Genomic DNA, 13,905 nt, shown 5'->3' with positions numbered 1-13,905 from the left:
GCCCGGCCGGGCGGCCCGGACGGGCGAAATACTTGCCCTAAGCTATGCTGAGTGGCTGAACGGGATTTGAATGGCGCAAGCCACTTGGCCCTATTGTCAGCGCCTCCCCTGAAATTCCTTCAGATACTGATTTTCCGGCGAGAGGATTATGCTGGAACGTCCCTTCTCGCCGGCCGATCCGTCGCCCAGGAAAGTCTTCTCGTAGCTCTGCATCGCGCGGTAGAAATCATAAAAGTCCGGGTCCTTGCCGAACGCCTCGGCATAGATGCTGGCCGCTTCTGCGTCGGCTTCCGCCCTGATGATCTGGGCCTGCTTGCCGCCCTGGGCGCGGATGGAGCGGGCCTCCTGCTGGCGCGCCGTCTGCATCCGCTGGTAGGCGGATTCGAGCGGCGTGCCTTCGGGAAGGTCGGCGCGGTTGATGCGAACGTCGACGATCTCGGCGCCATACTGTCGCGCGACGCGATTGAGCGCGGTCTGGATATTGTCCATCAGCTGCCCGCGCTCCGGGCTGAGCAGCGACGCGAACGGGCGCCGGCCAAGCTCGTTGCGAAGCGCGGAGCCCAGGATCGGGCGGAGCTGATCGCTGACGCGCTGCTCGGTCCGGGCGGAGATGTACATGCGCAGTGGATCGGTGATCCGGTAACGCGCGAACGCGTCGACCTCGAGCCGCAGCTGATCGGTCGAGAGCACCTGCTGATCGTCCATCTCCACCGACAGGATGCGCTTGTCGATCCAGTGGATTTCCTCGACGAACGGGATACGGGCGATGATGCCGGCTCCGGTCTCGCCGAACGGAACGCCGACGCGGTACGGATTGATGATCCGGTTGACCTCGCCAAAGCGGACGATCACCGCCTGCTTGGTTTCCGGCACCACCGCCAGCGTGCTGGCAAGCAGGATCAGCAGAAGTACCGCCGCGATGGTAAGGGCGATCGGGTTCCTGGTCAGGCGCGCATTCATTGCGCTGCTCCGGCGGCGGGAGGCCGGCGCTGCAGTTCCGGCAATGCCAGATAGGGCGTCACGCCTGAGCCACCTTCGACGACGGTCTTGTCGACCTTGCTCAACACGCGCTCCATGGTCTCGTAATACATACGTCTCCGGGTGACTTCGGGCGCGAGCCGGTATTGCTCGTAAACCTTGTCGAAAGACGCGGCTTCACCCTGCGCATTGGCAGTGATCTGCAGCGCATAGGCCCGGGCCTGATTGAGGTAGGATTGCGCTTCCTGCTGCGCAGCCGACACGTCCTTGAACGCTTCGGTCACCGCGGCGGGCGGATCGGATTGCTTGATCGCGATGCCCTGGATTTCGACGCCCGCGCGATATTCGTCGAGCAGGCCTTGCATCACCAGCTGGACGCGCTGCTCGATCTCGCTGCGACCGGCGCCGATCGCCTCGTCCAGAGTGACGCCGGCGACGACCGCGCGCATCGCGCTTTCGGCGACGTCGTGAATGGTCTCGTCGGGCTTGTTGATCTGGAACAGGTAGCGCTCCGGCTCCTTGATCTTCCAGCGCACGGAATATGCCAGGTCGATGATGTTCTGATCGCCGGTCAGCAGGCGATTCTCCCCACCGGCCCCGCTCGCGCCGATGTCGACGGTACGGATTTCCTGAACGTCGACCTTCTGCACCCGATCGATTGGCGAGGGCAGGGTGAAGCTGATGCCCGGCTGCAACGTCGTGACGTAGCTGCCGAACCGGGTGACCACGCCATTTTCCTGCGGGCCGATGCGGTGGATGCTGGTGAACAGAAGCCAGAGAACGAGCGCGACGCCGAGCCCATAAAGCCAGTAAGGCCGCCCGTTCTGCTGCGGAAAATGTCCGCCGAAGCGGTCGCGGCTCCGTTGCAGGAATTCATCGAGCGACGTGATGTTGCCGGGGCCGCCCGCACGCGGGCGGCGCGGCGTCTGTCCCCATGGAGTGCGAGGGCCGCTGCCGCCGCCAGAGCCGCCGGTTCCCCAGGGGCCGCCCTTATTCTCGTTCAACACGGCGCCGAGGCGCGCGCCCCACCCGAATAACTTGATCATGGAACCTTTATAGGGAGGCTGGCTCGCGAAAAACAGTGGCGCGCAGGCCGTGATTAACTATCCCCTCGCGCGATGAACGTAGAAAGCATCACCGCCGCGCTGGCGCGCATTCCCGATCCGCAGGGCGAGGGGGACATCGTCGGAAAGGGCCGGGTTCAGGCGCCGCGGTTCAACGACGGAGTCGCGAGCCTGGTGCTCGACGTGACGGGGCTCGGCGCCGAGGCTCGCGCAGCGCTCGAACGCCGCATCAGGGCCGCCATGGTCGGCGTGCCGGGCGTCAGCGACGTCCGCATCGCGATGACCGCGGAAAAGGTCGAGCGTCGGATCATAGCGGTCGGCAGTGGCAAGGGCGGGGTTGGAAAATCCACGATCGCCGCCAATCTCGCGGTTGCGCTTGCCCGCGCGGGCAAGAAGGTCGGCTTGGTGGATGCGGACATCTACGGGCCTTCGCAGCCGCGCATTATGGGCAACGAGGATCGCCCCGAACTGGCCGACAAGCAGATCGTGCCGGGTGAGTCCTGGGGCGTGAAGCTCCTCTCGCTCGGCCAGTTGGTGGACGCCGGAGCAGCGCTCGCCTGGCGCGGGCCAATGGCGGCGAGCGCGCTCGGTCAGCTGATCGAGGGCGATTGGGGCGACACCGAGCTGCTCGTCGTGGATCTGCCCCCCGGCACCGGCGACATCCAGCTTTCGCTGATCCAGAAGTGGAAGCCGGCCGGCGCGGTGATCGTCTCGACGCCGCAGGACCTGGCCCTCATCGATGCGACCCGTGCGATCGACCTGTTCCGCAAGATGGACGTGCCTCTGCTCGGCCTCATCGAGAACATGGCAGGCTACATTTGCCCGCATTGCGGCGAGGAATCGGACCCGTTCGGGATGGGTGGCGCCGAAGCCGCAGCCAAGGTCATGTCGATCCCCTTCCTTGGCAGGGTCCCGCTCACCCTCTCGATCCGCCGCGCCTCCGACGCCGGCGCTCCGCCCGCAGCGGGAACAGGTGAAGAGGCGGACATATTCCACTCACTCGCAAAGCGGCTGCTGGAACAGCTCGATCGCGCTTAGGTTAGTCACGGCAGGAGGCTCCAGATGCCGCTCACCACCGATGGGGAGATTGCCGATCTCCTTCGTTCCACCCGCACCATCGCGCTCATCGGCGCGTCCGACCGTCCCGGACGTCCTTCCTACGATGTGATGCGCTTTCTCCAGCAGCACGGCTACCGGGTCCTGCCGGTCAATCCGCAGATCACGGGCCAGCATGTGCACGGCGAATATGTCTGGCGCGATCTTTCCCAGATCGGCGAGCCGATCGACATGGTCGACATCTTCCGCAGGTCAGGAGCGGCAGCGGAAGCGGTGGATCAGGCGATCGCCGCCGGCGCCAAATCCGTTTGGATGCAGATCGGCGTGGTGAACGAGGAGGCAGCGGCGCGCGCCGAAGCGGCCGGCCTCAAGGTCGTCATGGATCGCTGCCCGAAGATCGACATCCGGCGGCTGAACATCGCACCCGTCGGCGAAACTTAGCGAGCCGCAATCCACCCTCGCTTGACGCAGCCTGGCCGCTCCGTCACTGGGCCGCCATGGCGGCGGAACAGGCAGGCGCGACGAAGGGGCCGCTTCCGCCGGTCGCCATTCACAAGCAGTTCCTCAGCCCCGCCGATCACGCGGCGATGCTCGATTGGGCTCTGTCCAGGGAGTCCAGTTTCAAAGCCTCTCGCCTGTTCGGGAATGAAGTCGATCCTGGAAGGCGCTTGTCCCGCAGCCTGCGCGACCTTGGGCCGCTGCGATCAGTCCTGGAGCGCGAGCTTGCCGCGCATGCACCCGATATTTTCCGCAAAACGGGCACTCGCCCGTTCGCAATCGCCCAGTACGAACTCGAGATGGTGGCTTATGGAGACGGTGCTCACTTCGCCGCGCATACGGACATCCCGATCGGAACAGACCATCGTGATCACGGCGCACGCTTCGCAGGCTTCGATCGCCTGCTGAGCGGGGTCTATTATTTCCATGCCGAGCCGAAGGGCTTCACCGGTGGCGAGTTGCGGCTGTTCCGTTTTGGCGCCGGAGCCGCGGAAGAGCCTGGAGACTGGATGGACGTTCCGCCAGAGCAGAACAGTCTCGTCGTGTTTCCATCCTGGGCCAGGCATCAGGTGCTCCCCGTCAGCTGCTCGTCCGGCTTTTTCCAGGATAGTCGCTTCGCGGTGAATTGCTGGCTATGTCGTGATCGCCCGAACGGCTAGACGACCGCCAGCGCCCTCTCCCTGAGCCGCTCTGCCGCTTCTGCGTGGATGCCCGGCGTCGACACCAGCACCCCGAACGCCTCGCCCAAAGCCGTGTTGAAGGCGAGCGGCTGGCCAAGGACGCCGGCCACCGTCGCTCCGGCTTCGCTGGCGATCAGGGCGGCGGCGGCGATGTCCCATTCGAAGCCCCACCGCAGGGTCGCAACCAGGTCGGCTTCCCCCGCTGCGACCATTGCGATCCGCAGCGCGATCGAATTGGGCTTGGCTACCGCGATGAGGTCGCGATCCGCTCTGGGCAGCGCGTCGGCGGGCACACGCGAGCCGGCGAAGCGCGTCCGTTCGCTCACGGCCAGGCGCCGGCTGTTGCGCCAGGCGCCTTGGTCGCGCTCCGCCGTCCAGTGTTCGCCTCGCGCTGGAGCGTCGAGCACGCCGAGCACCGGCACGCGATCCTCAACCAGCGCGACGGAAACGCACCAGCCGGGGCGGCCGCGAAGATAGTCGCGCGTGCCGTCGATCGGATCGACCACCCACACCCGACGCCGCTCGATCCGGTCGGAGGCGTCCAGTGTTTCCTCCGACAGCCAGCCGGCCTCCGGTTCCAGCGCCGACAGACGCTCGCGCAGGAATGAATCCACTTCCAGGTCGATGTCGCAGACCGGGTGCCCCGGCACCTTTTCCCATCGGCGGAATGCGCCGCCCGAGCGATCAAGCGCGATCCGCCCGGCCTCGGCGGTAATCTTCGAAACTTGCTCAAGCACCGGCGACGGTCATTCCTTCCACGCGCAAGGTGGGAACGTTCACCGCCCGGCGATGCTCCAGATCATCGGCCGCCGCCAGCGTGCGGAACATGTCGAGCAGATTGCTCGCGATGGTGATCTCGGCAACCGGTTCGGTGATCTCGCCATCCATGATGATGAAGCCGGACGCGCCACGGCTATAGTCGCCGGTGACGGGGTTCACCCCCTGCCCGATCAGCTCGGTGACGAACAGCCCGTGCTTGATATCGCCGATCAGTTCGGCGCGGCTGACCGCGCCCGCCGCAAGATCGACGTTGGTGGCACCGGCGCTTGGTGAGCCGCCGATCCCCCGGGTCGCATGCCCGGTCGGCTCGAGGCCGAGCTGCCGGGCCGAGGCGCTATCCATCAGCCAGCCGGTCAGCCGCCCTTCCCTGACCAGGTCACGGGGCGAAGTCGCCACTCCTTCCGCGTCGAACGGCTTGGAGCGAAGTCCTCGCGGCCGGTGCGGGTCGTCCCTGATCGTGATCCCCTGCCCGAAGATCGGCTCGTCCTCGCGGCCAAGCAGGAAGCTCGTCTTGCGGGCGATCGCGGCCCCGGTGATTGCGCTGAGAAGATGCCCGACCAGGCTCGCACCGACCCGGGGATCGAAGACGACCGGCATGGTGCCGCTCGCCAGCTTGGCTGGGTTCATCCTCGCCAGCGCGCGTTCGGCGGCGAGCCGGCCCAGGGGTTCGGGCTCGTCCAGGTCCGCATAGTGGCGCACGCTGTGACTGGCATAATCGCGTTGCATGCCGCTGCCCGCGCCCGCGATGACGCTGACCGAGCCCGAATAGCCGCTGGTCGTGTAGCCGCGGCAAAAGCCGTGGCTGGTCGCAAGCGCGATCACCGAGCGTCCGGCGCTGACGCCCGCGCCTTCCGAATTGGTGATGCCGGGAAAGCCGCGCGCGATCTCCTCGATCGCGAGCGCGCGAGCCTTGAGCTCGGTCGGGAGCGGGTCGGCGCCGTCATCGCCGGCGACGTCGGGCCCGGTGTCGCGCAGCAGCCGATCCTCGGGCGCGAGGCCCGAATAGGGGTCCTCCGGCGCTTCGCGCGCCATCGCAGCCGCCCTTTCCACCAGCGCGAGCAGCGCCTCGCGCGACAGGTCGGACGAGGACACGCTGGCCGAGCGCCGGCCGACGAACAGGCGCAGTCCGATCTCCTCCCCTTCCGAGCGCTCGACGTCCTCCAGCGCGCCGAGCCGCACCTGCACGCTGGTCGAGCCATCGCCGATATATATGGCATCAGCGGCGTCCGCTCCGGCTGTCCGGGCCGCTTCGATCAGCGCGGCGCAGCGCGCCTCCGCGTCTTTCACGCTTAACATTGCGCAGCGCTTAGGGGGGCACGGGCCCGGTGCCAAGCGTCAGCTCGTTCCCACCACCAGGCAGGCGAGGAACATGAGCAGGCCGGCGAAACGGTTGGAGCGGAACTTGGCGAGCGCGTCCGCGCCGTCGTCCGGTCGCAACGTCGCGACTTGCCAGAGGAGGTGCAGCGCGACCGGCAGCAAGGCGAGGAGGCCGAGCAGGTCGGGTCGCACTCGCCAGATCGCCGCGGCCCATAGCAGCAACGCCCCCGCGTAGAACAAGGCCACGCCCGGCCCGACCCGGCTTCCCAGTCTCAGCGCGGAGGAGCGGATGCCGGCCAGCGCGTCGTCCTCGCGATCCTGGAGGGCGTAGATCGTATCGTAGCCGATCACCCAGCAGACCGAACCGGACCACAGCAGCAGGGCCGCCAAGTCCAGCTCCCGCGTCACCGCCGGCCACCCGACCAGCGCGCCCCAGGAGAAGACCAGGCCCAGCCACGCCTGCGGCCACCAGGTGATCCGCTTCATGAACGGATAGCCGGCGACGAGTACGAGACTCCCCAAGGCTATCAGCTGGGCCGATCGCTGGAGCTGAAGCAGCACTGCCAACCCGATCAGGCACAACGTAGCCAGCAGGACGCACGCGGACCGGACCGACACGCGCCCGCTGGCGAGCGGCCGCAGCCTGGTCCGCTCCACTCGTGCGTCGAGATCGCGGTCGACGATGTCGTTGTAGACACAACCCGCGCTCCGCATTGCGAACGCGCCCAATCCGAACCACAGGATCAGCTCGGCCCCGCCCGGCCCGACGCCCGCGAGCGCCACGCTCCAGGCGCATGGCCAGAAGAGCAGCCACGCCCCGATCGGCCGGTCGAGCCGCATCAGCGACGCATAAGGCCGGACGGCCCGCGGCAGGACGCCGATCAGCCCCCGCCGCTCGCTGTCCGGAACGATATCTTGCACGTCCACCCGCTCTGTTTCGGCTCGCTTAAGGCCAATCGCAACCTTTGCGCGCTAGGCGCAGCTTCCATGCGAATGGCCTATCTCATCCTCGCCCACCGCGACATGGACCAACTCGGCGCGCTCGTCACGCGCCTGCTGCGCGACGATTCCGAGGACCGCGTAGTCATCCACTATGACCGCGGTAGTCCCGTGTCGGACGAGGAGTTGCAAGGCTTTGCCAACCGCTTCGGCGGCGCGGTCTCGCTTACCCCGCGCGTTCGCTGCCTGTGGGGCCATCACAGCCAGGTGGAGGCCGAGTGGCTGCTCAAGAAGGCCGCGACCAAACTTCCCGTGGACTGTGCCCACCTGATCAGCGGCCAGGACTGGCCGGTGGCAAGCAAAGCGGCAATGATCGCGGGCATCGATCCCGACGTGAGCTACGTCAGCTTTGAAACTCCTGACCTCACTGAGCGCATGGACGATTATCATTTCCATGACCGCATACTCGGCCCCAACCCACACCCGACGGCCTATCGCTATCATCTCGACATGAACCTCCGGCGCGCAGCCCGCCTCTACACGCGCCTGCGCGGACCCCGAACTTGCCCGCTCGGCCCGTCCTGGAAGAAGGGGTCGGCCTGGTGGTCGCTTCCCAAGCAAGCCCTCGACTATGCCGTTCCGCGGATCGGGTCGCTGATCGACACCGGCCGTGTCCGCCACACGCTGTGCGGCGACGAGCACGTCATCCACACAGTCATGGCCTACTCGCCGTTCGCTGCTCGAATGGCGGAGAATCGCCGCTTCATCCGCTGGAAGCCGGGCACATCGAACCCGGAGCTTCTCCGCGAGGCCGACGAGCCCGCCATGCGCGCCTCGGATGCCTGGTTCGCTCGCAAAGTCGACCGCAACGTAGACCCGTTCTTCCTGAAGCTTTGAGGCTCGGCTAAGCGGGGCGGATGCCCGCCACTCCCGCATGGCCGCCGGCCAGCCTGCCACGCCTGTTCGTACCCGAGCCGCTGGCCGCGGCCACAACGCTGAAGCTGGAGGGCAATCAGGCCAATTACCTCGCCAACGTGATGCGGCTCGGCCCGGGCGATCGAGTCAAGCTGTTCGACGATCGCACCGGCGAGTGGCTCGCCGAAATCGTCGATGCCGGCAAGCGCCGTGTGACTCTCAGCATTACCGAGCACCTGCGCCCACGCGAACCCGTTCCCGACCTGTGGCTCCTGTTCGCGCCCTTGAAGCGCGGACGCATCGACATGCTCGTTGAAAAGGCGACCGAGCTCGGCGTCGCGCGGCTGCTCCCCGTCGTCACCCGCCGGACCGTCGTCGACCGGGTCAAGGACGAACGCCTGCTCGCCCACATGGTTGAGGCCGCCGAACAGTGCGAGCGCACCGCGTTGCCGGAGCTCGCCGACGCCGTGATGCTCCAGGATCTTCTCGCCGCCTGGCCCGCCGAGCGCACCCTCCTGTTCGCGGACGAGACCGGCGGACGGCCTCTGCTCGAGCAAGCGGCGCCCGGGCCGGCCGGGATCCTGATCGGCCCGGAAGGCGGTTTCACCAACGAGGAGCGCGCTGCGATCCGCGCCCACCCTGCCGCCCGCGCGATCTCGCTTGGGCCGCGCATCCTGCGCGCCGAAACGGCGGCCCTCGCCGCAGTCGCGCTCTGGATGGCGGCGGCGGGCGATTGGGGCGACGCTCCGCGAAGCTCCGTAGCCGATTGAAACCGGCTGGCAGGGCCCCTGCCGCCCCGCTATGGCGCGCGGCGATGACAACCCGAACCGACAGCGACCGCTTGGATCCCACGATCGAGAGCCGCGAGGACCTGCTTCGCCCTTTCGTCAAAGGCGAGAAGCCCAAGGCGGACTGGCGGATCGGGACGGAGCATGAGAAATTCGTCTATCGCGTGTCCGATCACCGCGCGCCCAGCTATGATGAACCCGGCGGCATCCGCGATCTCCTCCTCGGCCTTACGGAATTCGGCTGGAGGCCTGTGGAAGAAGGGGGAAAGGTCATTGCGCTCTCCGGCCCTGACGGAACCGTCAGCCTAGAGCCCGCCGGCCAGCTCGAGCTCTCTGGCGCCCCGCTCGAGCATCTTCACCAGACCTGCGCGGAGGCCGGTCGCCATCTCGACCAGGTGAAGACTGTGGGCGACCGCCTCGGCCTTGGCTTCCTCGGCCTCGGAATGTGGCCGGACAAAAGGCGCGAAGACCTGCCGATCATGCCCAAGGGCCGCTACGAGATCATGCTGCGCCACATGCCGCGCGTCGGCACTCTCGGGCTGGACATGATGCTGCGCACCTGCACGATCCAGGTGAACCTCGACTACGCCTCCGAAGCCGACATGGCGCAGAAGTTCCGCGTCGGCCTCGCGCTCCAGCCGCTCGCGACCGCCCTGTTCGCCAGCTCGCCCTTCACGGAGGGCAAGCCCAACGGGTTCCTGTCCTATCGCAGCCATATCTGGTCGGACACCGACCCTGCCCGCACGGGAATGCTCCCATTCGTGTTCGAGGATGGTTTCGGATACGAGCGCTACATCGACTACGCGCTCGACGTGCCGATGTACTTCGTGTTTCGCGACGGCCGCTATATCGATGTTGCCGGCCATTCCTTTCGCGATTTTCTCCGCGGCGAGCTTTCCGCGCTGCCAGGGGAGAAGCCGCTCCTGTCGGATTGGAACGACCACCTGTCCACCGCCTTTCCTGAAGTCAGACTCAAGAGCTTCCTTGAGATGCGCGGCGCTGACGGCGGGCGTTGGAGCCGGATCTGTGCCCTCCCCGCGCTTTGGGTCGGCTTGCTCTACGATCAGACGGCGCTGGACGCCGCTTGGGACGAAGTGAAGCATTGGACGCTGGAGGAGCGCCAAAGCTTGCGCGATACGGTGCCCCGCCTCGCATTGGACGCCGCTGTCCCGGGCGGCGAAACCCTCAAGCAGCTCGGCGAACGCATCCTCGACATCGCGGAAGCGGGCCTAAACGCCCGCGCCGCTCACAACGCCGCCGGCGACAATGAGAGCGGGTTCCTCGATACCCTGCGAGAGATTGTCGCCCGCGGCGCGTCTCCCGCCCAGATCCTGCTCGATCGCTACCACGGGGATTGGAAAGGCAAGGTTGACCCGATTTACGACGAAATGAGCTTCTAGCCCTGCTTCAATCCGCGCTCAGCAACCTGCCGCTGGGCTGGCCGGCCCGGCGAAAGATCGTTGAGGGGAAGGAACAACCTCTCGGCTGAGGCGTCTCTCCCGCAGACCGATGCAAAGCGCTCGGTTTCGTTTAGATGGAACAGGAGGGACGCGAATGATTAACTTAATCATTGCGCTTGTGATTGGCGGCATCATCGGCTGGCTGGCCAGTATCGTCATGCGCACCGATGCTCAGCAGGGCATTTTTCTCAATGTCGTGGTTGGCATCGTCGGCTCGCTGCTCGGCAGTTTCCTGGCTCAGGCGCTGGGATTGACACGGGGCACGATCCTCGACGCGCCGTTTAGCCTGACGACCCTTCTCGTCGCGCTTGTGGGCGCGATTATCCTGCTCGCGATCGTGAACCTTTTCCGTCGGGGCAGAGTGCGCTAACGCTTTGAATTCTTCCTCTTCCGAGAAGCTCCGGCCCGAAAAGCCGGAGCTTCTTTGTTTTCAGAATGCCGCGGCTGGCCATCGGCGCGACTTACTCGGCCGGAAGCGCCTCCGGGCTCCTGCGCCTCAGCTTTCCGATCAGCCGCGGGAGCGGGCCGTTGCGGTCCATCCACTCGACATATTCTCGGTAAGCCGGATCGGCGCTGAGGTGCCGCTCCTCCGTCCGCGCCCGCCAATAATAAACGCCGGTGACGATCCCCAGCACGACCGTGTTGCGTATCATGTCGACCAAACTGCCCGTGGTCGCCAGGAACGGCATGGTCGCCAGCCACCAGAACAGGTTCTTGGACACATAGGCCGGATGCTTGGTCCAGGCATAAGGGCCGTGAGTCAGAATGCCGCGATGGGTGAGGTTCGAGAAACGGATGCCGAACGCGACCGTCGCCCAGGCGTAGATCGCCGTCAGCATCACCAGGGCAAGGCCCATCACGGCCGTGCCGAGCGGATAGGCTTCGAGCCAGTAGATCCAGGCGTCCGATCCGGCCGTGCCCTGATGGTAGTCGAGCGGCCCGCCCGAATTCATCATGATGAACGGCGGGTAGCAGATCAAAGCCGCCGTCCAGCCCGCCGCATAGGGATTGGCCGAGCGGATGTGCGCGTCGAGCGGCTTGCAGGTCAGCATGTAACCGACCGTCGCGAAGCTCACATCGATCATGAACATGATCGCGATCAACCAGATGGTGAGCCGTACGGGATTGGCGGTGACGTCCTCGGCGGGCGCGCGGATCACGTCCGCCCAATTGCCCGGCACGATCGAGAGCATGAAGGCGAGGAAGAAACCCTTCACCGCCCATGAGCGCAGGAAATCATAGACGATCTCCCGGTCCACTCCGTCGCGACGCCCGATGATCAGCCGCCCGAGATGCCAAGCCCCATCGCGCGGCTCCCTGAGCCGGCGGTCCAACCACAGCACGTACGGGATCGAGATCAGTAGCAGCGGCAAGGCGCCCAGCCCGAGCACCTGCATCGCGAACAGATAATTTCCGTCCCAATACCAGCGACCGATGCAGTAGAGGCAGGCGATCGCGCTCCAGATCGCCCACAGGCCGGTGATCTTGGCGAGACTGAAATCAACCGTCTCGCGCCACGGCCTCCGCAGCGCCCAGTCGATGCCCGTGCTCGGATTGCGGTGCACCTTGTCGACCAGCAGCGACCAGAGCACCATCGGCACGCCGCAGGCCAGCAAGGCGCACAGCGCGGCGAGCGGCCCCTCCATTCCGAAGCTGCGCGCGGCCGCTACCCAGGCTCCGAGGCCGATCAGCCCGGCAATCCCAACCCCATGACTCACGGCGGAGCGGGGGCGCGGATCGGCGCGAAGCAGCGCTTCGATCTTCGTCTCGGCGTTCATGGCGGCAGGAATAATGGAAGTTGGTCAATACAGTGTGAAGAGCGTGGTCCCGCTCGCGGTCCCGCATCGGGATGCAGTAGCCGCCCGTGCGTGAGGTAAGCGCTTCTTAAACCTCTCTTGTTCTAAGCTTTTGCCGGGAGCGGAACCGACACCTGTCGATCCCGCTGGGCAGGGGAGATACGAGGTGGGTTTGGAGCAGGCCTTGGAGGAGACGACTTTCTCCTTTTCGAGCGAGACCCCGCGTCCGCCGGAGCGAAGACAGGCCCAGCGGCACATGACGATCCTGCGGGTCGGCACGCTGTTCACCGGCGGCCGACGCGAGCTCTGCCTCATCCGCAACATCTCCGCCGGCGGCCTGATGGCCCACATCTACTCAAATCTGGCAGTGGGGGACGCGGTCGCCGTCGAACTCAAGACCAATCAGCGTATCGGGGGGCGGGTCACCTGGATCGAGGGATCGAATGTCGGAATCAGTTTCGACGTTCCGATCGATGTCGAGGAGATCCTCGCCAGCCATTCCGGCCTGGAAGACGGATGGCGGCCACGCCTACCCCGCGTGGAGGTGGACCGCCTCGCAACCCTGCGAATAGGCGCGCGCGTTTACGGTGTCAGCATCCGCGACATCAGTCAGGGCGGTGTCAAGCTGGAGACCGATCAGCCAATCGACGCCGGAGAAGATGTCGTCCTGACGCTTGAGAAGCTTCCGTCGGTTCACGGCGTCACCCGCTGGTACCATGCCGGCCTGTGCGGCATTTCGTTCAACCAGGTGATCCCGTTCCGGGACCTGATGGGCTGGCTCCGGACCGACTGAGTCGGGCCGGCTCAGTGCCGGCAGATCGGCGTATCCAGCCAGTCCGATCCCAACGCCTGCAGCTCGGCGCGAATCTCTTCCTGCACCGCCGCGTCGCCGCTGCGGATCGCCCATTCGAGCTTGTGCATGGCGACCGAGATCCGCTCGGCTAGGGTCACATCAGCTCGCGGAGCCTGCATCCGCCGCAGATCGTCGATCGCCGAGAACATGGCCCCTGTCAGACCGGCGGGAGGGCAGTCGCCGGAGCAAAGCTCCTCGACCACTTGATAAACCGACATATAGGCATTGCTGTGCTGGGCGATTGGCATGGTGTGGACCTCCTGCCCAACAGCTAGCCGGCAGATGGTTACCAACTCGTTAGCGATGCCTGGTGACGTTCCGATAACCACCGCACCGCCTGTTGACGCTGCCGGGCCGCTCGTGGCAGTTGGCCCGAGGCGAGCGGGTATAGCTCAATGGTAGAGCACTAGCCTTCTCAAATTGGCTGGCCCGGTTCGTAGCTGCAAGCAGCGGCAACTTGCCCTCTATGAGAGCCGTCCTCCCCACATCTTGCAACGCTCATTCCCGCCAGGTTCCGGGTGAAATGTCACGCGGCTCACACCGGCGCGGCTGCCTCTCAGAGTTCGACCGGCTCGTCGGGCTTGCATTCGCCCGTGCTTGCGTCCTCCCGATGGAGGCGATTGCCGATTTTGCAATAAGCGTAACGCGTCTGGAGGTTAGCCTCTACTGCACGAGCGTCCTTGCACTCGTGGCTCGAAGGATTCGCGGAACGGGCACAATCTTTCACCGACAACTTGAGAGAGAGGATATCATCAGCCTCCGACGCAGCGCTGACCGCACC

Annotated in this window: 16 protein-coding genes; 8 read left to right on the top strand and 8 right to left on the bottom strand. The window is 65.9% G+C overall.

Going from position 1 to position 13,905, the window contains the following annotated elements:
* Positions 1-96: 96 nt before the first annotated feature.
* Positions 97-960, bottom strand: coding sequence for a protease modulator HflC (hflC, locus tag VF631_RS13835; RefSeq protein WP_431850906.1), 864 nt, complete (start codon positions 958-960; stop codon positions 97-99).
* The gene (gene hflK, locus VF631_RS13830; RefSeq protein WP_431850905.1) at positions 957-2,024 is read right to left on the bottom strand and encodes an FtsH protease activity modulator HflK; all 1,068 of its coding nucleotides are present in this window, start codon (positions 2,022-2,024) and stop codon (positions 957-959) included. Before hflK ends, hflC begins: the two co-directional genes overlap by 4 nt.
* Before the next feature lie 72 nt (positions 2,025-2,096).
* On the opposite strand from hflK, the gene VF631_RS13825 reads away from it, so the two are divergent.
* The 3 genes from VF631_RS13825 to VF631_RS13815 are packed head-to-tail and all read left to right on the top strand — an operon-like array spanning position 2,097 to position 4,255.
* A complete protein-coding gene (locus VF631_RS13825; protein ID WP_431850904.1) occupies positions 2,097-3,080 on the top strand; it encodes a P-loop NTPase in 984 nt (327 codons plus the stop codon).
* Between the two features lie 24 nt (positions 3,081-3,104).
* On the top strand, positions 3,105-3,539 hold the full coding sequence (locus tag VF631_RS13820) for a CoA-binding protein (protein WP_431850903.1): 435 nt from the start codon (positions 3,105-3,107) through the stop codon (positions 3,537-3,539).
* Positions 3,540-3,595: 56 nt separating this feature from the next.
* Complete coding sequence (locus VF631_RS13815; protein WP_431850902.1) at positions 3,596-4,255, top strand: 2OG-Fe(II) oxygenase; 660 nt, start codon at positions 3,596-3,598, stop codon at positions 4,253-4,255.
* Here VF631_RS13815 and VF631_RS13810 read toward each other — a convergent pair.
* The 3 genes from VF631_RS13810 to ubiA are packed head-to-tail and all read right to left on the bottom strand — an operon-like array spanning position 4,252 to position 7,300.
* The gene (locus tag VF631_RS13810) at positions 4,252-5,013 is read right to left on the bottom strand and encodes a 3'(2'),5'-bisphosphate nucleotidase CysQ (RefSeq protein WP_431850901.1); all 762 of its coding nucleotides are present in this window, start codon (positions 5,011-5,013) and stop codon (positions 4,252-4,254) included. The two genes, VF631_RS13815 and VF631_RS13810, sit on opposite strands and share 4 nt — an antisense overlap.
* Positions 5,006-6,352, bottom strand: a complete 1,347-nt coding sequence (locus VF631_RS13805) for a TldD/PmbA family protein (protein WP_431850900.1) — start codon at positions 6,350-6,352, stop codon at positions 5,006-5,008. Before VF631_RS13805 ends, VF631_RS13810 begins: the two co-directional genes overlap by 8 nt.
* A gap of 39 nt (positions 6,353-6,391) precedes the next feature.
* Entirely contained in the window at positions 6,392-7,300 is a 909-nt protein-coding gene (gene ubiA / locus VF631_RS13800; protein ID WP_431850899.1) for a 4-hydroxybenzoate octaprenyltransferase, read from the bottom strand.
* A 60-nt stretch (positions 7,301-7,360) separates the two neighbouring features.
* Between ubiA and VF631_RS13795 the strand changes: the two genes are divergently transcribed.
* The 4 genes from VF631_RS13795 (at position 7,361) to VF631_RS13780 (ending at position 10,845) form a co-directional block, all read left to right on the top strand.
* Positions 7,361-8,209, top strand: coding sequence for a beta-1,6-N-acetylglucosaminyltransferase (locus VF631_RS13795; protein WP_431850898.1), 849 nt, complete (start codon positions 7,361-7,363; stop codon positions 8,207-8,209).
* A 20-nt stretch (positions 8,210-8,229) separates the two neighbouring features.
* Entirely contained in the window at positions 8,230-8,997 is a 768-nt protein-coding gene (locus tag VF631_RS13790) for a 16S rRNA (uracil(1498)-N(3))-methyltransferase (RefSeq protein WP_431850897.1), read from the top strand.
* Between the two features lie 44 nt (positions 8,998-9,041).
* Positions 9,042-10,415, top strand: a complete 1,374-nt coding sequence (locus VF631_RS13785; RefSeq protein ID WP_431850896.1) for a glutamate--cysteine ligase — start codon at positions 9,042-9,044, stop codon at positions 10,413-10,415.
* 157 nt (positions 10,416-10,572) lie between these two features.
* Positions 10,573-10,845, top strand: a complete 273-nt coding sequence (locus VF631_RS13780; RefSeq protein ID WP_431850952.1) for a GlsB/YeaQ/YmgE family stress response membrane protein — start codon at positions 10,573-10,575, stop codon at positions 10,843-10,845.
* A 91-nt stretch (positions 10,846-10,936) separates the two neighbouring features.
* Here VF631_RS13780 and VF631_RS13775 read toward each other — a convergent pair whose 3' ends face one another.
* Positions 10,937-12,253, bottom strand: coding sequence for a methyltransferase family protein (locus tag VF631_RS13775; protein WP_431850895.1), 1,317 nt, complete (start codon positions 12,251-12,253; stop codon positions 10,937-10,939).
* A 184-nt stretch (positions 12,254-12,437) separates the two neighbouring features.
* On the opposite strand from VF631_RS13775, the gene VF631_RS13770 reads away from it, so the two are divergent.
* Entirely contained in the window at positions 12,438-13,064 is a 627-nt protein-coding gene (locus VF631_RS13770; RefSeq protein ID WP_431850894.1) for a PilZ domain-containing protein, read from the top strand.
* An 11-nt stretch (positions 13,065-13,075) separates the two neighbouring features.
* Here VF631_RS13770 and VF631_RS13765 read toward each other — a convergent pair whose 3' ends face one another.
* Together VF631_RS13765 and VF631_RS13760 are read right to left on the bottom strand one after the other, a co-directional pair.
* Positions 13,076-13,372, bottom strand: a complete 297-nt coding sequence (locus tag VF631_RS13765; RefSeq protein WP_431850893.1) for a hypothetical protein — start codon at positions 13,370-13,372, stop codon at positions 13,076-13,078.
* A gap of 308 nt (positions 13,373-13,680) precedes the next feature.
* The coding region (locus VF631_RS13760) for a hypothetical protein (protein WP_431850892.1) at positions 13,681-13,905 on the bottom strand (225 nt) is incomplete at its 5' end.

The organism is Allosphingosinicella sp., from assembly GCF_036387615.1.
GTDB lineage: Bacteria > Pseudomonadota > Alphaproteobacteria > Sphingomonadales > Sphingomonadaceae > Allosphingosinicella.
The sequence above is the reverse complement of the archived record's forward strand: the minus strand, read 5'-3'. Positions and strand labels throughout refer to the sequence as shown.

Excerpts from the sequence above, each read along its gene's own strand:
- hflC (WP_431850906.1), bottom strand. The coding sequence starts at position 960 with ATGAATGCGCGCCTGACCAGGAACCCGATCGCCCTTACCATCGCGGCG.
- hflK (WP_431850905.1), bottom strand. The coding sequence starts at position 2,024 with ATGATCAAGTTATTCGGGTGGGGCGCGCGCCTCGGCGCCGTGTTGAAC.
- VF631_RS13825 (WP_431850904.1), top strand. The coding sequence starts at position 2,097 with ATGAACGTAGAAAGCATCACCGCCGCGCTGGCGCGCATTCCCGATCCG.
- VF631_RS13820 (WP_431850903.1), top strand. The coding sequence starts at position 3,105 with ATGCCGCTCACCACCGATGGGGAGATTGCCGATCTCCTTCGTTCCACC.
- VF631_RS13815 (WP_431850902.1), top strand. The coding sequence starts at position 3,596 with ATGGCGGCGGAACAGGCAGGCGCGACGAAGGGGCCGCTTCCGCCGGTC.
- VF631_RS13805 (WP_431850900.1), bottom strand. The coding sequence starts at position 6,352 with ATGTTAAGCGTGAAAGACGCGGAGGCGCGCTGCGCCGCGCTGATCGAA.
- VF631_RS13795 (WP_431850898.1), top strand. The coding sequence starts at position 7,361 with ATGCGAATGGCCTATCTCATCCTCGCCCACCGCGACATGGACCAACTC.
- VF631_RS13790 (WP_431850897.1), top strand. The coding sequence starts at position 8,230 with ATGCCCGCCACTCCCGCATGGCCGCCGGCCAGCCTGCCACGCCTGTTC.
- VF631_RS13785 (WP_431850896.1), top strand. The coding sequence starts at position 9,042 with ATGACAACCCGAACCGACAGCGACCGCTTGGATCCCACGATCGAGAGC.
- VF631_RS13775 (WP_431850895.1), bottom strand. The coding sequence starts at position 12,253 with ATGAACGCCGAGACGAAGATCGAAGCGCTGCTTCGCGCCGATCCGCGC.
- VF631_RS13765 (WP_431850893.1), bottom strand. The coding sequence starts at position 13,372 with ATGCCAATCGCCCAGCACAGCAATGCCTATATGTCGGTTTATCAAGTG.